Consider the following 18,741-nt stretch of genomic DNA (forward strand, 5'->3'; position numbering starts at 1 on the left):
AAAACCTAAATTATTGGGGTTGAAAACTTGAGCAAAGTAAAAATTACGGATTTAAAACCCGGCATGATTGTAGGAGAAGATATATATAACTTAAAAAATAGATTAAGTTTAAAAAAGGGTCAGGAATTAGATGAAAAGACCATAAAGATGCTCATTTCCTCAGATATCACAGAAATAGAGATTTTATCCTCTGAATCGCTTGGGACGGGATTTGTAGAAAAGGAATTTGAAGAGTTACCACCTATAATAGATGAAGAGGTTTATAATAGATGGATTGAATCCGTTGGGCATGTTTTTAGTCATTTTTCTAAAGAAGAGTTGTATATATCCTTAAACAATTTAACAGAAGAGATATATAAAAAATTTGATATAAAAAAAGAAAATATAGTATTGAATTTTCTAAATTCAATAGGAAATGAAAGTTTACTATATCATTCAATGAATACAGCAATTTTAGTATCATTAATTGCCAAAAAAGTGGAATTACCATATATTATGTATAAACAAACGGTGAAATTTGCACTAATTCATGATATTGGTTATGCAATGCTCGGCGATAGGGTAATTAACGATTTTGAAAGTGAAGAAACCAATGCCACATTACATACAATTGTTGCATTTAAAAAATTACAGGGTTTAAAAAACGTATTAAATCATGAAATATTGGATAGTATTTTATATCATCATGAACGCTTTGATGGTAAAGGAAAATTTCAGATGAAAGGTGAAAAAATTCCACCGCTTGTTAGAATTACCCAGGTTGCAGACGCATATACCTCATTAACAGAAATAGGATATACGCCATATGAAGCTTTATCATGGATTTTAAAAAGATCAGGTTTTTTATTCGATCCGTATTATGTTGGACAATTATACGAAGTTACGGGATATTATCCAACAGGAACACGTGTAAAATTGAATAATGGACAGGTAGGGATTGTGCTAAAACGAAATGAAATAGAAATTTTTCCATTGGTTCTTGTGGATAATGAAAAAATACAAACAGGTCCCGATACAAATCTCTACATCCAGGAGGTTATAAAATGAAAGTAATTTCTTTGAATAAAGCACAATTTGGAATGGTATTAGCTATGGATGTTAGAGATACAACGGGAAAAGTAATATTTAAGAAAAATACACCGCTTGACGAAAAGGTTATTGCTGTTTTAAAGAAAAGCGGTATATTTACCATTCCTGTGAAAAATCAAAAAAATACGATAACAGGTCTTCAAAAAGAAACCCAAAAATATGGAGTGGTAAGCAAAGAGCATCTTGATTTAGGATTTAAAAAGATAAAAAGTGTATTTAAAGTTCTGGAAGATTCTGGAAATATAGATATTGATACCGTAGTGGATATTGCCTCAACAATAAAAGAAGATATAGAAAAAAACTTTTCAGATAAACTATTTGTTCCATTAAAAAAGTTGCAAACATTTGACGAATATTTATATTCGCACTCCTTGAATGTTATGATTATAAGTACATTGCTGGGTGTAGAAGCGGGTATTATAGGCGATGAATTGTTAAGCTTATCAATTTCAGCATTACTTCATGATATAGGAAAAACAAAGGTGCCTATTGAAATTATGAATGCTCCGAGAAAATTAACTCAGGAAGAAATGCAAATAATGAGAAATCATGTAAAGTTTGGTAAAGAATTATGTATTCAGAATAATATTAAAGATATAGGGATTGTTGCCGGGGTATATGAACACCATGAGCGTTTTGATGGTAAAGGATATTTAGAAGGAAAAACAAATGAAATGATAAGTGATTTTGGAAAGCTTATTTCCATAGCAGATGTATATGATGCGCTTACCAGCACAAGAAGTTATAAGGGGCCATGGACACCATATAAAACAATATCCTTTATATTAAGTAATGTTGAAAAACAATTTGATGGAAGATTTGCTCAGGGATTAATAAATGCTTTTGGAGTTTATCCTGTTGGAACGAGAGTAAAATTAAGTAACGGACAATTTGGTACTATAGTAGCTTCAAATCGTTCCAATAAAATCAGACCTTTAATAAAAATCGATAGAGGCGATACAATAGATCTTTCCGAAGAAAAAACTATAAGAATAGTTGAAGTTTTAGACTATATCTATATAGAATAAGGGGGATTTTAATGAAATTTTTACCGTTAAATAAAATAAAAAGCGGTATGATATTGGCAATGGATGTAAAAGACATTGATGGCAATATCATATTTAAAAAAGGTAAGGTTATAGATTCCAATGTTTTGAACACACTTCAAAAAAATAATATATTAAAAGTTCCAATAAACGAATTAAAAAGAAAATCTGCACAGTCAGTGCAGAATATAAAAGAAATGGCATATACCCATAGTTTTTTAAGTAAAGAGGTATTGGAAAGAAGTTTTTCACAGGTAAAAGATCTTTTTGCTGAACTGGAAAAAGGCGGAGATGTTGACATAGACAAGGCAACAGAGGTTGCTTCAACAGTAACCGATGAAATGCAAAAAAATTTTTCAGACAAAATATATATACCCTTGAAAAAATTAAAAACATATGATGAATATCTGTATTCTCATTCATTAAATGTTATGATTCTGGGATCTTTAATAGGATTTGAGGCCGGTATTAGAGGTGATGAATTAACAGAATTAGCTTTATCGGGATTATTGCATGATATTGGAAAAACAAAGGTGGATCTTGAAATATTAAACGCACCAAGAAAATTATCTGCAGAAGAGTTTGAAGTTATGAAAAAACATGTTATGTACACAAAAGAAATTTTAGAAAATAATAGATTTGTTAGCGATAAGATATTACGAGGTGCAATTGAGCATCATGAAAGATATGATGGAACAGGATATTTTTTCAAGAAAAAAGGAAAGGATATCTCGGAATTTGGAAGAATATTAGCCCTTGCAGATGTATATGATGCATTAACAAGTAAAAGGGTATATAAGGATCCATGGACGCCATACAAGACATTATCTTTTATATTATCACATGTAACCAAAAGTTTTGACCCTGAATATACTCAACATTTAATAAATGCATTTGGATTATTTCCAGCTGGAATGGTTGTTCAGTTAAGCAATAATAAAATAGGAATTGTAGTAGCATCTAATAAAGCCAATAAAATGAAACCAATAGTAAAAATAGATGATGAACTTGTTGATACTGCAGAAGACAAAACGTTGAGAATAGTAAAAATTTTAGGATATAAATATATAGATGAAGATTAATCAGAATATTCAGAAACCTTTAATAAAATATATTTATTATTATCAAACAAAGCAATAAACTTCTTACTTAAACCAATATTAATTTCATCATTTGAAAACCTTGCAAGTAAAGATCTTAATTTTCTTGGCTTTATTTCTACTAAATAATTATGGTTAAAATTAAGATCCAGATTCCATGTAAGCGTGGAATTTTTGTCTTTGCTTACAATATGTGATTTTTTCGAAAATACCATATAAACAGGTAAACCTTGTGGAATAGAAGTATAAATACGATTTAAAGATTTCTTCAACGAAGAAATCTTTATTTTTTTATTTTCAATAAAATTATCAGGCAATTTAAAATCAATAACCTCTTCTTTTACTTCACTGCATGTACTTATTATAAATCCCTGTCCCTTTAAAATAATATGATCTTTTCCTAAAAATATTTTTATTACTTCATTTGAAGAAATAAGTGAGAGTGATTTGATTATATGTCGCACAGTTGTAAAGGGAATAAGTCTATTAAAATGTATATTATTTTTTATAAAAAAAGATATAGCTGATATATTAAAATTTTCGGATAAAGCATATATTTCATTATTTTTTGTTGAAAAAAAATGAATAAATTCCCCTTCATAAGAATGAACGCTGGCGAAATCGAGCAATTCAAGAAATTCCTTTAAACGCATTTCAAATAAAAAAGTAATTTTATCTTCATTAATCTTAGGAATAGTAGAATTTTTATTACTATGTATATTTAATATCATTTCATCTAATTCTATTTTCAACCCTTCATCTAAAGCAAGCATTCTAACAAAAGGTGAAGAATTGCTTTTTAATCCTTTTAAGAGTCCTTTTAAATGTTGGATTGGGATTTCATATGTATTTTTAAAAGGAAAAAATTCCTTTGAAAAAAAGATATCGGCATTGGCACAACCATCAGTCATAGCCACACGTAAAACGTTATCGAAATAAAGATAAATATTTCTATGAATTGGCTCAACAGTACCGCAAAATTTATCAGCAAATTCAGTAATTTTTTTAAGTCTCTTTGTGGGTATCCAGCCTTCCATTAAAAATCCTCCATTTTTGTTAATTACTTTCGAAAATGAAAATTGTTCCTGCTAAAGCCATAAAAACATCCATTATAAAACTCAAAAAAGATGAATTTTTCAATTTATCTAATTCATCGGAATTATTATAAGTTTTTTGAAATAAAATGTTATTTTCATTATCTCTTAAAATTGCAGAGACTATATAGTGCCCTTTTACAACAGTATAATTAAATAAACTATAATCATAAAAATTGTAATTTATAGTTATATTATGAACGTATATATCCAGAGAATAAAATTTTTTCTTTTTTGATTCAGGTGTATTTCCATTAAAACTTTCTGATAATATATTTTTAAAAAGTATATTATCTATATTTGTATTTTTAAGAGAAGAAGATGATGGGTTAAACAATAAATAAAAATCAACTCCAATAGGAATAAAAAAAGAATAAAACAAAACATCATTATTTGACTTCATTAAATTAAAAAAAGTATATAATGCCGCGGTAAAAGCAGGAGCAGAATATTTTGCAATAGGGAGTGTAAATTGATTTACCTGTAATACATTATATCCAGAAGTATTATTCTTAAAATTATCATAAGAGCGATTGTCCACAAATGTATTAATTTTAATATATGCATCATTTTCAACATAATCTTTAATATCGGATTTTATAGTCTGTGAAATTTTATAATAATAATTAGCCACATCCTTATCAAGATTAAAAGAAAGCCCAATTGCTGAAATAATCAATACGGTGAATAAGATTAAAGTTTTTTTCATAAAAATCCCCCCTTCAAAATTAAAAACTATATTGTTATATAAAATATTATATCATAAAGTTAGAACATAATTCTTGACACATAGATTTTAATTTGTTATAATTCACTCAGTGAATAAAAAGAGGTGAAAGCATGTTTGATTTTGAAGACTATACATTTTTTAATCCATCTCCTAATTTCAGGGAGTTAATGATTTTACAGATAATTTCGCAAAATGAAAAGGTATCTCAGGAAATGATAGCCAGAAGCGTAGGGATAGTTCCTTCAATGGTAAACCGATATTTAAAAGATTTTGAAGATAAGAAATATATAATAAAAACTGGCGGAAACAGAAGAAATATGAATTATGAAATTACGCACGATGGGAAAAAGAGGCTGCAATTTTTGACCGTTTCCTTTATAAACGAAGTTTCAAAAATATATTCTGAGACGAAGAAATCATTTAATAAAGTTCTTAATAAAATTGAAGATATGGGGTATAAGAATATATTATTATACGGTGCAGGAGTTGTTGGAGGAATAGTATTAAAGGTATTAACCGGAGAAAATATAAACGTAATAGGGTTTATAGATGATTCTATTTCAAAACAGGGGGATAAAATACATGGAATAAACATATATTCTCCAGAAGAAGTGAAAAATATGGATTATGACATGATTATAATAGCTTCATTTAGACATTCTGAGGATATTTTAAAAAATGCGAGAGAGAATGAATTATCAAATATATATATTTTTAATATTGATGAAACAGGTAATGTTTCATTGGAGAAAGGGGAGTAAAAAATGAAAATTCCATTATTTGATATGACAAGGCAATATGAAAAAATAAGGGAAGAAGTTTTGGAGACTCTTGATAATATTTTTAAAACAGGAAAGGTAATTTTAGGACCACATGTAAAAGCTCTTGAAGAAGAATTGGCAGAATATGCAGGGACAAAATATGCAATAGGTGTTGCAAATGGCTCTGATGCATTATTTTTATCTGTGAGGGCTTTAAATATTGGAGAAGGTGATTATGTAATTACTACACCATATACATTTTTTGCAACAGCAAGCTGTATAACAAGAAATGGAGCAAAGCCTATATTTGTTGATGTTGAAGAAAAGTATTACAACATGGATTTAAATAAGGTAGAAGAAATTTTGAAAAATCATCCAGAAAGGGAAAAAATAAAGGCAATAATACCCGTTCATCTTTTTGGTAAAACAATAGATCTTGAAAGACTTCAATATTTCAAAGAAAAATATGGAGTTTATATAATCGAAGACGGTGCACAGTCCATAGGTTCCATGTGGAAGGGCAAAAAAGGATTTTCTGTTGGAGATTTAAGCATTACATCATTCTTCCCTACCAAAAACCTTGGAGGTTATGGTGATGGAGGAATGGTATTTACCAATAATGAAGAGTTAGCAACAAGAGTAAGAAAATTAAGAGTACACGGTGCAGCAAAAAAATACTATCATGATGAAGTAGGATTTAATTCAAGGCTTGATGAAGTGCAGGCAGCAATATTGAGAATAAAATTAAAACATCTTGATGAGTACATAGAAAATAGAATAAAAATAGCTAAAAAATATGATGAGTTATTTAAAGCATATAAATTAGAAAAATATGTAGAGTATCCAGGAGTATTTGAAGATAAATCTCATGTCTATCATCAATATGTAATAACGCTTAAAAAAGGTAATAGAGACGAGTTAAGAGAATATTTAACAGAAAAAGGCATAGGAACATCTATTTATTATCCGAAGGGATTACATGAACAGAAATGTTTTGAATATCTTGGTTATAAAAAAGGAGATTTTCCAATAACAGAAAAAGCAACAGAAACTACATTGGCATTGCCTATATTCCCTGAACTCACAGAAAATGAGGTTGAATATATAGTAGAATCTATAAAAGAATATTTTAATAATTAAACTAATCCCGCTTGAAAAACAGCGGGATTTTATGATATAATATGATTGATAATAAAATCACAAAGATGGAGGGATGGGAATGTTTGGTTTTTCTCCAGGACTTACAGTGCTATTAATAGTTGCCTTTTTTTTATTGATATATAGAGGATGGAAATCATATCAGGATGGATATTTTGGTGAATTTTTATTTAGACTTTTAAGAACCTTTTTATTTGTATTAGCGGCGAATTTTATTATGTGGATGATGGATATATAGTATATAATTAGGCTCTTCAATTTGAAGAGCCTTTTTAATTAAATTATATTGACACATTCTTTTTTTTATGATATAATTCACTCAGTGAATGAAAATAAATTCAAAATTTTATATATTCGGAGGGATGAATATGAGTTTAATGGAAAAGATTCAAAACAAAACAGCAAAAATAGGGGTTATTGGACTTGGTTATGTTGGATTACCTTTAGCAGTAGAAAAGGCAAAGGCAGGTTATAACGTTATTGGCTTTGATGTTCAGGAAAAAAAAGTTGAAATGGTTAATAAAGGTATTAATTATATTGGTGATGTTGTAAATGAAGAACTTGAAGATCTTGTAAAAAAAGGAAAGATTACAGCTACAACAGATTTCGAAAAATTAGCTGAATGTGATGCAGTAATGATCTGTGTACCTACTCCTTTAAATAAATTTAAGCAGCCCGATTTGCAATATGTTGTTGCTTCTACAAAAGAGGTTGCAAAAAGATTGCATAAAGATATGCTGGTAACCCTTGAAAGTACAACATATCCTGGAACCACAGAGGAAGTAATGCTTCCTATATTAGAAGAAACAGGATTAAAGGTTGGTAAGGATTTCTATCTTGCTTTTTCACCAGAAAGGGTAGACCCAGGAAATTTAAGGTTTAAAACAAAGAATACACCAAAGGTAGTTGGTGGCGTAACACCAGAATGTACAAAACATGCTAAAGCGTTATATGAAAATGTTCTTGAAGCAGAGGTATTTGCTGTTTCAACACCAAAAGAAGCAGAAATGGCAAAGATTTTAGAAAATACATTTAGAATTGTAAATATTGCGCTTATTAATGAAATGGCTGTAGTTGCAAAAAAACTTGGAATTAATATCTGGGAAGTTATTGATGCAGCAGCTACAAAACCATTTGGTTTTATGCCTTTTTATCCTGGGCCAGGTGTAGGTGGTCATTGTATTCCAATAGATCCATTTTATTTAACATATAAAGCAAGAGCTGTTGATTATCATACAAGATTAATAGAAATGGCTGGAGAAATAAATGATGCAATGCCTGAATATGTTGTTTCAAGACTTCAGGATATTTTAAACGATAGAAAGAGATGTTTAAATGGAGCAAAGGTATTATTGCTTGGTGTTGCTTATAAAAACGATATAGATGATTTAAGGGAATCACCTGCATTAAAGGTTATAGAACACCTTGAAAAGAAACATGCAGATATTATTATTCATGATCCGTATATACCAGAATTTACACATGAAGGAAAAACATATAAGAGTGTGGAATTAACAAGAGAGCTTCTTGAAAGTGTAGATGCTGTGGTATTAACTACTGCACATTCTAATGTAGATTATGAATTTGTGCTTGAACATGCTCCATTCTTATTTGATACAAAGAATAAAACAAAGAATATAGAAAAGAATAAGGATAAGGTGATATTATTATGATTCGACTGGCATTAATTGGTTGTGGTAGAATTGCTACTAAAAAACATACAGAAGCTATAATAAAGAATAGCGAATTATTTGAGCTTGTAGCTGTTGTTGATCCTGTAAAGGAAAAGGCAGAAAATATTGCTAATATAATAGAAGAAGCGGGATTAAAAAGGCCAGAAGTATATACTGATTATAATGAAGTTTTAAAAAGAGAAGATATAGATATGGTATCCATAGCTACAGAAAGTGGATATCATTATCAGATTTCTATAGATGCAATGTGCAATGGAAAACATGTGCTTGTTGAAAAACCTATGGCATTATCCACAAAAGAAATGGACCATATGATAGAACTTTCAAAAGAAAAGGATTTAAAATTAGGTGTGTGTTTTCAGAACAGATTTAATCCACCTATTCAGGAGTTAAGAAAAAAACTTGAAAATGGTGATTTTGGAAAATTGTTGCATGGACAGATTTCCATAAGATGGAACAGGAATAAATCATATTATGAACAGGCACCATGGAGAGGAACGTGGGAGCTTGATGGTGGAACATTAATGAATCAATGTACTCACGGAATAGACCTATTACAATGGACATTTGGTGAAATAGAAGAGATTTCTGGTAGAATTGAAAACTTTAATCATCCATATATTGAAGCAGAAGATTTTGGAAGTGCAATTATAAAGTTTAAAAATGGTGCTGTGGGAATTGTAGAAGGAACAGCAAATGTTTATCCAAAGAATCTTGAAGAAACATTATCTGTGTTTGGTGAAAATGGAACGGTTGTAATAGGTGGTCTGGCAGTAAATAAAATAGAAACCTGGAGATTTGAAGGCGAAGAATCACATCCATTTCAAAATTTGCCTGATCCTGATACTGTTTATGGTGCAGGTCATGTGCCGCTTTATAAGGACTTTTATGAAGCTATAATAAATGATAGAAAACCATATATTTCTGGAGAAGATGGAAAAAAAGCTGTTGAAATTGTACTTGCAATTTATAAATCTTCTAAGGAAGGAAAACCAGTAAAATTTCCATTTGAATTTTCAACACTTGAGATGAAGGAATATTTTAAGTAATAATAAAATAAAAATGTCGGGCTGAAAATCAGCCCGACTTATTATTATTTATTATTCTTCAAATTCTATTAATCCCAATGTTCCGTCTTTTCTTTTGTAAATAACATTAACTTCTTCTGACTCTGAATTTCTAAATACAAAAAATTCGTGTCCCAATAATTCTAACTGTAATATCGCTTCTTCTAATGAGAACATACTCATATCAAATCTTTTTCTTTTTTCAATTTTGCTGAAAAGTTCATCTTCATCATCTAATTCTACAGGTTTAACATCTTTTAATGGGTTTGGAGCATCGTGATTTTGTAATTTTCCTTTTACTTTCTTTAATTTTCTTTCAAAAGCGTCAGAAACTTTATCTATAACCTCGTAAAGGTCTGTCCCCCTTTCTTCTACTTTGAAAATACTGCCTTTAAATTTAAGATGTGAAGTAACTTCAACCTTATAAGTTTCTCTGTCTTTTTCTACCCTAATTTCTGTTCCCATTAACAAATCATCGTGTTTTTTGAACATTCTGTCGATTTTTTCCATTCTCTTTTCTAAATAATCTTCAAGAGCTTTAGTGAGCTCAATGTTTTTTGTGAATAATTTGTAATCCATAAGAACACCTCCTTTGGAAGATCCCTAACCACATCTCCTACTATAATAATAGCACTTTTTTTAAAAAAAGTCAAATTCTCTTAATAAATAGTTTTCTTTAAAGTAACTAAAGGGGAGTGTCTATGTCAAAAACGGGCATAGGTATATTAATTTCTATTCTTTCTACTAATTCTGGTTGTTTATATATTATCTGTTTTATACCGGCATCGCCTGATAAATCTAAAACATTTTTATATAATTGTTTATCAATTAATGTTGGAAATCCTTTTTGTCCCTGATAATACGGAGCAACAATAGGTTTTTTAGTATTTTGATATAAAATTTTTTCAACTGTTTCTTTTGTGATTAGAGGCATATCTCCAAGAAATATTAGAGTTTTGTCATAATTATTGTTTAAAGCATATTGTATTGCTGTTTTTACTGAAGAGGAAATTCCTTTTTTATATTCGTGATTATAAATGATTTTGAAATTAGAATAGTCTTTGAAATGATTTTCTATTTCATTCCAATTTTCATTTACAACAAGCAATTTATCGAAAGCATATTGATTTAACAAATCTATGGTCCATTGCAAAAGTGGTTTGCCATTGTAATTATATATAAGTTTATTGCCTTTAAATCTCTTTGATAAACCTGCAGCAAGTATAACTCCCAATATTTTCATTTTAAAAAACCTCCAATTTGATGTATAATTATGTTAACATTATATCACAGATTAAGGGGGTTGTTTATGAAAAGGTTTTCAGTTTTAATACTTTTTGTCTTAATGATTACATTTTTATTTGCCGGTGAAATTACTGTATGGTTTGAATATGAAGGTTTTGATCAATTTGAAGATATTGTAAAATCATTTGAAAAAGAGAATCCTGGAATCACTGTGAAGGTGATAAGACAGCAAAAAATATCCTCGAAATTATTTACAGTTTTTAGAGGAGATGGAGATATTCCTGATATTGTTTTAGTAAAAAATGATGAGATAGGGAAGTTAACAGATGCAGGATTATTAGAAAATATAGATGCATTAAAAGATAGATATGAAAAATCATTTATAAAAGGCTCATTTGATGCATTTAAAATAGAAAAACATATTGTTAAAGATGGAAAATCTATTTCTAAGGAAGTACATTATTATGGCATACCATTTTATTTTGATACACAGGTATTATTTTATCATTATAAAACCTTTTATGATGCTGGATTTCCTTTGGAATATGGACATACATTTGAAGATTTATTGTTTGCAAGTTATGCAGTGGAAGAAAAAACAAAGGGAAAAACACTTGGGCTTGCATGGGGCGCCAATTCGCCTTATTGGTTTCCACCATTCCAATGGGCATTTGGAAAAGAAAATTTAATGGAAAATGGAAGAATAATAATAGATGATGATAATACCTATAATGCAATTTCTTTTATATTTACAACAGTTGCAGGAGGTAGTGTTCATCTCATAGAAAGGCAGGGGCTTGTTTCTGGATTTAAAAAAGGCAAAATAGCAGCCATGTTTTTTGGAACCTTTATGATTCCTGATTTTATTAAATCCGGTATAGAGTTTAAAATATTACCATTACCATATATAAAAGAAGCAGGAAATTATATGACACCTGTTCTGGATTACAAAGGTTTTAGCGTTATAAAAGGGAAATTAAATAATGATGTTGAGAAATTTCTTGAGTATATTTCAAAGAAAGAATCTCAGATTACATTTTGTAAGGACTTATACAAATTTCCTTCTTCCAAAAGTGCTTTTGATGAATTGAAAGAAAAGGATGAATATTTTAAGGTTGCCTATATGTCTGCGGAAAGAGGAAAGGTTTTGCCAAATTCCGCATATTTTAAATCAAAATACTGGCAGGGAATACGAACGATGATGACATTAATTCTTAAGCAAAAAGATGAAATGGATGATTCTATTATAGAAAAAACACAGAGGTTTATGGATGAAAAATAAAAGTAAGTATATTCTTTTATTACCAGCGGTATTTTTAATAACCTTTATTTTAATAATACCAATGTTTTCGATCTTGAAAACATCATTATATACCTCACCGTTTGGTGAGAATGGGGGTTTTGTTGGTATTAAGAATTATATAGAGGTTTTAAAAGACTCTGGAATGTCTATAGCTGTAAAGATTAGTTTCATATGGTCTGCTATTATTTCTTCAATAGTGATGATAATAGGTATTTTAATAGCATATTTGATAGAGGAAAAATTTAGAAATAAAAAATTGGTTTTCTTTTTAACGATGCTTCCATGGATAGTACCGTCTTATATAGGTGTATTGATATGGAGAGCTTTAATATATGGATATGGAACAGATTCTATTATAAAAAATATTTTTCATATTAATACAAATATATTTACAGATGTATTATCTGGATTTGGATGGGGGGTTTTTGTAAGTATCTGGCTTGAATTACCGATAGTAATAATGGTTTTAATTTCTGCATATCAGGAAGTTCCAAAGGAATTATATTTTGCAGCAGAGATAGATGGTGCCAACTCATTGAATACTCTTATTAATATTACTATTCCATATATAAAGCCAACGATTATTGCATGGTTTCTGATAATATTTGCTGCGCATTTTAAGGACTTTACTGTTCCATTTCTTTTAACAGCAGGAGGACCACCATTATTGGACGGAATAGGTAGTCATAGTATTGTTGGTATTACAACAACTATGGGAATATTCAATTATTTTGTTTCAAATACGTATTATGATTTTGGAATAATATCAGCTTATAGCGTTATTTCAGCGTTTTTTGTAATGCTTATAGCTTTTATCTTTCTTACCAGAAGAACTATATCTTTAAATAAATTTATAACCTTTGTTATAGCCATAAAGGTTCTTACCTATATGTTTAATCATAATATAGTATTATTGCTATCTGCGGCAATGTATCTTTTGTTGCTAAAAAACAGAAATTTATTTGGAGTAATAGTATTTGTAGATTTTGCAATAATGATGCTAAGCATAAATCATTATGGATTCTGGAAAGGATTTGATTTTGTTCCTATAATAGGATTAATGTGGCTGATTTTTAAAGAAAAAACGCCTGTATTGCCACAAATTAGATTTAACATGACAAATTATATGAGATATATTGTATTGGGAATATTAATTTTAAGTATATTATTACCATTATGGAGCATAATAAATATATCTCTTTCCGGAAATAACGATATAACAATGAACCTTTTACCGAAAAATGCAACATTTGAAAATTACAAAAGGATATTCACAGAAGCAAATATAGATTTAAACTTAAAAAATACATTTATTTTATCCACACTAACAGCAATATTAGTACCATTAACTGCGTATCCTTTAGCATTGTTTATATCAAAAAATAGAATGGGATGGATATTGCCTATACTTATATTTATGGATTTTCTTGGAGGAGTGCATTCTATTATAGCTTTATTTATGGTCTTTAAGAAATTAAAATTATTGAATTCATTATTTGGGCTTTCATTGGTGTATACAACACATACATTGCCAATGGCCACATTCCTCATAAAAGGATATCTCGATAAGATTCCAAAGGAAATAGAAGAAACAGCCATAATGGATACATCAAGAATAAAATCATATTTTTATATATTATTTCCATTGTCTATTCCATCAATACTGGTGTCTTCATTGATAGGGTTTATGAAAAGCTGGAATGGGTTTATACCATCATTGATGTTATTAACAAAAGACAATTTATATCCAATATCTGTTAAACTATATTCCTTTATAGGAGAACCGGGAACTTCATATCCGCGTTGGGATTTATTTGCTGCATCATCGGTGCTTAATATGATATTCCTTGCAATAATATTTATAGCCATTAGAAAACCATTAATGAATGGGGTGTTGAAAGAAAGATATTAATTGAAATATAGGGGGGAAAATAGATGAAAATAAAGGATATTATTCCTGTGGCATTGGGAGAGGAAATGCCAGATGTATTGATAAAAAATGCGAAATTGGTAAATGTATTTACGGGGGAAATAGAGGAAACTAACATTGCATTATTTAGAAAAAGAATAGCAGGTATAGGGGATTATAATGAGGGTAAGGAAATAATAGATCTTAAAGGAAAATATATACTTCCAGGGTTTATTAATGCTCATTTGCACATTGAAAGTTCAATGTTAGCCCCAAGACAATTTGCTAAAGCAGTATTGTTAAGAGGAACAACAACGGTAATAGCAGATCCGCATGAAATATCAAATGTATTAGGATTAGATGGTCTTGAATATATGATAAAATCCACAGAAGGAATTCCTTTAAATGTTTATATAGCAATACCTTCTGCTGTTCCGGCGACCAATATGGAAACAACAGGAGCCAGATTAGGACCAGAAGATATGGTGGGATTTGTGGATACATATCCCAATAGAATAATTGCCCTTGGTGAGGTTATGAACTTTCCTGGTGTGCTAAATAGAGATCCTGAATTATTGACAAAGATAGAAATCTTAAGACATAAATATAAAAAGATAGATGGGCATGCACCAGGAGTAACAGGAAAAGCATTAAATGCGTATATAGATGCATTTATTAGATCTGATCATGAGTGTTCTACAGAGCCAGAAGCTTTGGAAAAGATAAGTAAAGGCATGCATGTGTTTATAAGAGAAGGAACAGCAGCAAAGAATCTCGATGATTTGATTGGTGCTGTAAATATTATGAATCACCACAATTTTTCCTTCTGTACAGACGATAGGGAACCGTTGGATATTTTACATGAAGGCGATATAGATTATCTTGTAAGAAGAAGTATTCAAAAGGGTGTAGATCCTATAATAGCAATAAGAATGGCAACAATAAATACAGCAAGATATTTTAATCTTAGAAGCATGGGTGCAATAGCACCGGGATATAAGGCTGATATGATAGTTGTTGATGATTTAGAAAACCTCAATATTAGAATGGTTATAAAGGATTCTAAAGTGGTTGTGAAAGATGGAGAATTAGTAGATGAAATGAAAGGGCTATATGATGACCTTCCAAAACGTTTTGGAAAGGTTATATTGCCAGAATTTTCAGTGGAAGATTTGAAAGTAAAACCTGAAAGCAATAAAATGAGAGTAATAGAAGTGTTTGAAGGTTCGCTTTTAACCAAAGAGTTAATAGTAGAACCAAAGGTAGAAAATGGTGTAGTAGTTTCTGATATTGAAAGAGATATAATTAAGATAGCTATTTTTGAAAGACATACAGGTTCAGGATTTTCAAAAGGGTTTGTTAAAGGATTCAAATTAAAAAGCGGTGCAGTTGGAACCAGTGTAGGTCATGATTCTCATAATATTGGAATAATTGGTACGAACGATGAGGATATGTATATTGCAGCTAAAGAGATAGAAAGAATGAATGGTGGTATGGTTGTTGTAAAAGATGGAAAGGTATTATCTCGTGTTCCGTTGCCAATAGCAGGTCTTATGGCAGATAAAGAATTGTTTGAAGTTGTTGAGGAATTGGAATATCAGGAAGAGCAATTAAAGAAACTTGGAGGAATAAAAGAGGTGTTTATGACATTATCCTTTATACAATTAGCAGTTATTCCAGAATTAAAAATTACTGATAGAGGTCTTGTAGATGTGAATAAACAGAAGTTCGTGGAATTATTTGTTTAAATTGAATTTTACCGTGAATAGTCTTTATGATATAATTTAATTAAATTTAGAATCCGAAAGGGAGGGATATATATGAAAAAGTTATTGGTTATTTTAATGGTTGTATTGCTTGGTATTACCTTATTTGGTAAGGTAAAGGTTGCGTTGTTAATTAATGGTACTCTTGGAGACAAATCATTCTTTGACTCAGCAGCAAGAGGAGTAAAATGGGCAGAAGAAAAATTAGGTGTAGAAGCAAAGATTATTGAAATGAGTTATAATCCAACAGAATGGGAACCTACATTGGAAGATATTTCTGATCTTGGAGAATATGATTTAATTATTGTTGGAACATGGCAAATGGTTGAATTATTACAGAGAATAGCTCCAATGTATCCTGATCAAAAATATATAATTTATGATGATGCAGTAGATTATTCACAGGGAAATCTTGATAATGTATATTCCATCACATATAAACAGAACGAAGGTTCATTTTTAGCTGGTGCAATGGCTGCAATGGTTTCAAAATCAGATAAATTTAAATATTCATTACCAGATAAAAAGATAATAGGTTTTCTTGGCGGTATGGATATACCTGTTATTAATGACTTTTTAGTAGGTTATATTGAAGGTGCAAAATATATTGATCCAGATATGAAAGTATTAATTTCATATGTAGGTGTATGGAATGATCCGGCAAAAGGTAAAGAATTTACATTGTCCATGTACAGGCAGGGGGCAGATGTTGTATTTGCAGTAGCAGGTGAAACAGGAAATGGCGTTTTGGCAGCAGCAAAGGATATGGACAGATGGGCAATTGGAGTTGACTCAGATATGCAATTATTATATGAAGAAAAAGATATGGATATAGTAAAACATACAATAACATCAATGCTTAAAAACGTAGATTATTCTTTATATAAATCAATAGAAATGTTCATAGAAGGGAAATTACCTTTCGGAAAGGCTGAAGCATGGGGATTAAAGGAAAAAGGTGTAGGACTTGCCGATAACAAGTATTTCCAGCAGGTTATGTCTGTAGATCCATGGATATTAATAAAATTAAAGGATATTGAACTTGGAATTATCAGAGGAGATATAAAGGTTCCAACTGCATATGGAATGAGCAATGAAGAGTTAAACAAAATTAGAAATTCTGTAAGACCATAATAACATAAAAGACATATAATAAATTATAATCTGGGGCTACGCGTAGCCCCACTTTTATTAAATTTTTAATTTCATTTAGGAAAGGTGAGAGGTATGAGTGAATATGTCCTTGAAATGAGAAATATATGGAAGGTATATCCCAATGGAGTTACTGCAAATAAAGGAGTAGATTTAAAGGTTAAAAAAGGCGAAATTCACGCATTGCTTGGTGAAAATGGAGCAGGAAAAAGTACATTAATGAAGATATTATTTGGTTTTGAAAGAGCCACAGAAGGCGAAATATATTATAATGGTGAAAAATTGGAGAATCATACCGCAGATAAAGCCATTGAATTGGGAATTGGTATGGTTCATCAGCATTTTATGCTTGTTCCTTCTTTGACAGTTGTGGAAAATGTAGTTCTTGGAATGGAACCCACAAAAGGTTTTTCAATAGATTTAAAAAAAGCTACAGAATTTGTTGAAAAGGAAATGAACAAATATGGATTACCTGTACCTTTGCATGAAAAGGTAAAGGATATCAGTGTAGGTATGAAACAAAGGGTTGAAATTATAAAAACTCTCGTTCGTGGAGCAGATTTAATTATTCTTGACGAGCCAACAGCTGTATTAACTCCACAGGAAACTGTGGAATTATTTAAAGCGTTGAAGAATCTTACTGCTGCCGGGAAAACTGTAATTTTCATTACTCATAAATTAAATGAAGTTAAGGAAATTGCTGATAGAATTACTGTTTTAAGAAGAGGTAAAACAGTAGGAGAGGCAGAAGTAAAGAATATAACCGAAAAAGATATGTCAAGAATGATGGTTGGTAGAGATGTGGATTTGAATATAGAAAAGAAACCTGCACAACCAGGAAATGTTGTTTTAGAAGTGAAAAATCTTCACTTTACAAGAAATGACGGAGTAAAGATGTTAAAAGGTGTATCTCTCGCTTTGCGTGAAGGTGAAATTCTTGGTATAGCCGGTGTAGAAGGAAACGGTCAAACAGAATTAGTTGATATAATCACCGGTATGGAAAAACCTGAAGATGGAGAAATCTTCGTCTTCGGAAAAAATATGAAAGATAGCGATAATCCACATGAATTTAGAAAAGCTGGTATGAGTTTTATACCTGCAGACAGAATGATTTGGGGAGCTTCAAAAGAGGATACAATAGAGGAAAATCTTATAAGCGACAGATTCTATAAAGAACCATTTTCCAAACGAGGAGTATTATCGTATAAAGCAATAACAGAAAATGCAAAAAAAATGATAAAGGAGTTTGATATTAGAACAGACGGCCCTAAAACTGCTGTAAAAATGCTTTCAGGAGGAAATATCCAGAAAGTTGTTGTAGCAAGGGAATTTACTGCAAATTCAAAGATTATTATAGCTGATCAACCTACAAGGGGTATTGATATAGCAGCTGCAGACTTTATAAGAAGACGACTTGTAAAAGAAAGAGATAACGGTGTGGGTGTTCTTCTTGTTTCCGCAGATTTAACAGAATTACTTGAAACTTCGGATAGAATAGTGGTTATGTATCATGGTGAAATAGTGGCAAAATTTGATGATGTATCACAACTTACAGAAACAATACTTGGTGAGTATATGCTTGGTATAAAAAAGATGTCAGCAGAAGAAATGGGTGATAAATCATGAA

17 protein-coding genes are annotated in these 18,741 nt (G+C 30.2%); 13 read left to right on the forward strand and 4 right to left on the reverse strand.

Annotated elements, in window-relative coordinates:
• Positions 1-27: 27 nt before the first annotated feature.
• The 3 genes from XO11_RS07065 to XO11_RS07075 are packed head-to-tail and all read left to right on the forward strand — an operon-like array spanning position 28 to position 3,217.
• The gene (locus XO11_RS07065; RefSeq protein ID WP_041638557.1) at positions 28-1,047 is read left to right on the forward strand and encodes an HD-GYP domain-containing protein; all 1,020 of its coding nucleotides are present in this window, start codon (positions 28-30) and stop codon (positions 1,045-1,047) included.
• Positions 1,044-2,117 (forward strand): HD-GYP domain-containing protein, encoded by a 1,074-nt coding sequence (locus XO11_RS07070; protein ID WP_014296922.1) that lies wholly within the window; start codon positions 1,044-1,046, stop codon positions 2,115-2,117. The genes XO11_RS07065 and XO11_RS07070 overlap by 4 nt, the downstream gene beginning before the upstream one ends.
• Before the next feature lie 11 nt (positions 2,118-2,128).
• Positions 2,129-3,217, forward strand: coding sequence for an HD-GYP domain-containing protein (locus tag XO11_RS07075; RefSeq protein ID WP_014296923.1), 1,089 nt, complete (start codon positions 2,129-2,131; stop codon positions 3,215-3,217).
• Here the strand turns inward: XO11_RS07075 and XO11_RS07080 are convergent.
• A complete protein-coding gene (locus tag XO11_RS07080) occupies positions 3,214-4,272 on the reverse strand; it encodes a hypothetical protein (RefSeq protein ID WP_175418416.1) in 1,059 nt (352 codons plus the stop codon). The two genes, XO11_RS07075 and XO11_RS07080, sit on opposite strands and share 4 nt — an antisense overlap.
• A gap of 19 nt (positions 4,273-4,291) precedes the next feature.
• On the reverse strand, positions 4,292-5,038 hold the full coding sequence (locus XO11_RS07085) for a hypothetical protein (protein ID WP_014296925.1): 747 nt from the start codon (positions 5,036-5,038) through the stop codon (positions 4,292-4,294).
• 131 nt (positions 5,039-5,169) lie between these two features.
• Here XO11_RS07085 and XO11_RS07090 point away from each other — a divergent pair, with 131 nt between their 5' ends.
• The 5 genes from XO11_RS07090 to XO11_RS07110 all read left to right on the forward strand — a co-directional run bounded on the left by XO11_RS07090 (position 5,170) and on the right by XO11_RS07110 (position 9,721).
• Positions 5,170-5,820 carry a MarR family winged helix-turn-helix transcriptional regulator gene (locus XO11_RS07090; RefSeq protein WP_014296926.1) on the forward strand — a complete coding sequence of 217 codons (651 nt, stop codon included), beginning with the start codon at positions 5,170-5,172 and terminating at the stop codon, positions 5,818-5,820.
• A gap of 3 nt (positions 5,821-5,823) precedes the next feature.
• Positions 5,824-6,960 carry a DegT/DnrJ/EryC1/StrS aminotransferase family protein gene (locus XO11_RS07095; protein WP_014296927.1) on the forward strand — a complete coding sequence of 379 codons (1,137 nt, stop codon included), beginning with the start codon at positions 5,824-5,826 and terminating at the stop codon, positions 6,958-6,960.
• Between the two features lie 79 nt (positions 6,961-7,039).
• On the forward strand, positions 7,040-7,216 hold the full coding sequence (locus tag XO11_RS07100) for a hypothetical protein (RefSeq protein WP_014296928.1): 177 nt from the start codon (positions 7,040-7,042) through the stop codon (positions 7,214-7,216).
• Positions 7,217-7,346: 130 nt separating this feature from the next.
• Entirely contained in the window at positions 7,347-8,651 is a 1,305-nt protein-coding gene (locus tag XO11_RS07105) for a nucleotide sugar dehydrogenase (RefSeq protein WP_014296929.1), read from the forward strand.
• A complete protein-coding gene (locus XO11_RS07110; RefSeq protein WP_175418417.1) occupies positions 8,648-9,721 on the forward strand; it encodes a Gfo/Idh/MocA family protein in 1,074 nt (357 codons plus the stop codon). Before XO11_RS07105 ends, XO11_RS07110 begins: the two co-directional genes overlap by 4 nt.
• Positions 9,722-9,772: 51 nt before the next feature.
• On the opposite strand, the gene raiA is transcribed toward XO11_RS07110, so the two are convergent.
• Positions 9,773-10,318 (reverse strand): ribosome-associated translation inhibitor RaiA, encoded by a 546-nt coding sequence (gene raiA / locus XO11_RS07115; RefSeq protein ID WP_014296931.1) that lies wholly within the window; start codon positions 10,316-10,318, stop codon positions 9,773-9,775.
• Between the two features lie 106 nt (positions 10,319-10,424).
• Positions 10,425-10,982 (reverse strand): NTP transferase domain-containing protein, encoded by a 558-nt coding sequence (locus XO11_RS07120; RefSeq protein ID WP_175418418.1) that lies wholly within the window; start codon positions 10,980-10,982, stop codon positions 10,425-10,427.
• Positions 10,983-11,048: 66 nt separating this feature from the next.
• Between XO11_RS07120 and XO11_RS07125 the strand changes: the two genes are divergently transcribed.
• The 5 genes from XO11_RS07125 (at position 11,049) to XO11_RS07145 (ending at position 18,740) form a co-directional block, all read left to right on the forward strand.
• Positions 11,049-12,266 (forward strand): extracellular solute-binding protein, encoded by a 1,218-nt coding sequence (locus XO11_RS07125; RefSeq protein WP_175418419.1) that lies wholly within the window; start codon positions 11,049-11,051, stop codon positions 12,264-12,266.
• Positions 12,256-14,199 (forward strand): ABC transporter permease subunit, encoded by a 1,944-nt coding sequence (locus XO11_RS07130; protein WP_175418420.1) that lies wholly within the window; start codon positions 12,256-12,258, stop codon positions 14,197-14,199. Before XO11_RS07125 ends, XO11_RS07130 begins: the two co-directional genes overlap by 11 nt.
• Positions 14,200-14,222: 23 nt before the next feature.
• A complete protein-coding gene (gene ade / locus XO11_RS07135; protein WP_014296935.1) occupies positions 14,223-15,944 on the forward strand; it encodes an adenine deaminase in 1,722 nt (573 codons plus the stop codon).
• A 72-nt stretch (positions 15,945-16,016) separates the two neighbouring features.
• Positions 16,017-17,096 carry a BMP family ABC transporter substrate-binding protein gene (locus XO11_RS07140; protein ID WP_014296936.1) on the forward strand — a complete coding sequence of 360 codons (1,080 nt, stop codon included), beginning with the start codon at positions 16,017-16,019 and terminating at the stop codon, positions 17,094-17,096.
• Positions 17,097-17,189: 93 nt separating this feature from the next.
• A complete protein-coding gene (locus tag XO11_RS07145; RefSeq protein WP_014296937.1) occupies positions 17,190-18,740 on the forward strand; it encodes an ABC transporter ATP-binding protein in 1,551 nt (516 codons plus the stop codon).
• Position 18,741 lies beyond the last annotated feature (1 nt).

This window comes from Marinitoga sp. 1138 (genome assembly GCF_013363265.1).
Lineage (GTDB): Bacteria > Thermotogota > Thermotogae > Petrotogales > Petrotogaceae > Marinitoga > Marinitoga piezophila.

What these genes read in the sequence shown, in the direction of transcription:
- XO11_RS07110 (WP_175418417.1), top strand. Translation starts at nt 8,648, where the DNA reads ATGATTCGACTGGCATTAATTGGTTGTGGTAGAATTGCTACTAAAAAA.
- raiA (WP_014296931.1), bottom strand. Translation starts at nt 10,318, where the DNA reads ATGGATTACAAATTATTCACAAAAAACATTGAGCTCACTAAAGCTCTT.
- XO11_RS07120 (WP_175418418.1), bottom strand. Translation starts at nt 10,982, where the DNA reads ATGAAAATATTGGGAGTTATACTTGCTGCAGGTTTATCAAAGAGATTT.
- XO11_RS07140 (WP_014296936.1), top strand. Translation starts at nt 16,017, where the DNA reads ATGAAAAAGTTATTGGTTATTTTAATGGTTGTATTGCTTGGTATTACC.
- XO11_RS07100 (WP_014296928.1), top strand. Translation starts at nt 7,040, where the DNA reads ATGTTTGGTTTTTCTCCAGGACTTACAGTGCTATTAATAGTTGCCTTT.
- XO11_RS07105 (WP_014296929.1), top strand. Translation starts at nt 7,347, where the DNA reads ATGAGTTTAATGGAAAAGATTCAAAACAAAACAGCAAAAATAGGGGTT.
- XO11_RS07075 (WP_014296923.1), top strand. Translation starts at nt 2,129, where the DNA reads ATGAAATTTTTACCGTTAAATAAAATAAAAAGCGGTATGATATTGGCA.
- ade (WP_014296935.1), top strand. Translation starts at nt 14,223, where the DNA reads ATGAAAATAAAGGATATTATTCCTGTGGCATTGGGAGAGGAAATGCCA.
- XO11_RS07085 (WP_014296925.1), bottom strand. Translation starts at nt 5,038, where the DNA reads ATGAAAAAAACTTTAATCTTATTCACCGTATTGATTATTTCAGCAATT.
- XO11_RS07130 (WP_175418420.1), top strand. Translation starts at nt 12,256, where the DNA reads ATGAAAAATAAAAGTAAGTATATTCTTTTATTACCAGCGGTATTTTTA.
- XO11_RS07145 (WP_014296937.1), top strand. Translation starts at nt 17,190, where the DNA reads ATGAGTGAATATGTCCTTGAAATGAGAAATATATGGAAGGTATATCCC.
- XO11_RS07070 (WP_014296922.1), top strand. Translation starts at nt 1,044, where the DNA reads ATGAAAGTAATTTCTTTGAATAAAGCACAATTTGGAATGGTATTAGCT.
- XO11_RS07090 (WP_014296926.1), top strand. Translation starts at nt 5,170, where the DNA reads ATGTTTGATTTTGAAGACTATACATTTTTTAATCCATCTCCTAATTTC.
- XO11_RS07080 (WP_175418416.1), bottom strand. Translation starts at nt 4,272, where the DNA reads ATGGAAGGCTGGATACCCACAAAGAGACTTAAAAAAATTACTGAATTT.
- XO11_RS07125 (WP_175418419.1), top strand. Translation starts at nt 11,049, where the DNA reads ATGAAAAGGTTTTCAGTTTTAATACTTTTTGTCTTAATGATTACATTT.
- XO11_RS07095 (WP_014296927.1), top strand. Translation starts at nt 5,824, where the DNA reads ATGAAAATTCCATTATTTGATATGACAAGGCAATATGAAAAAATAAGG.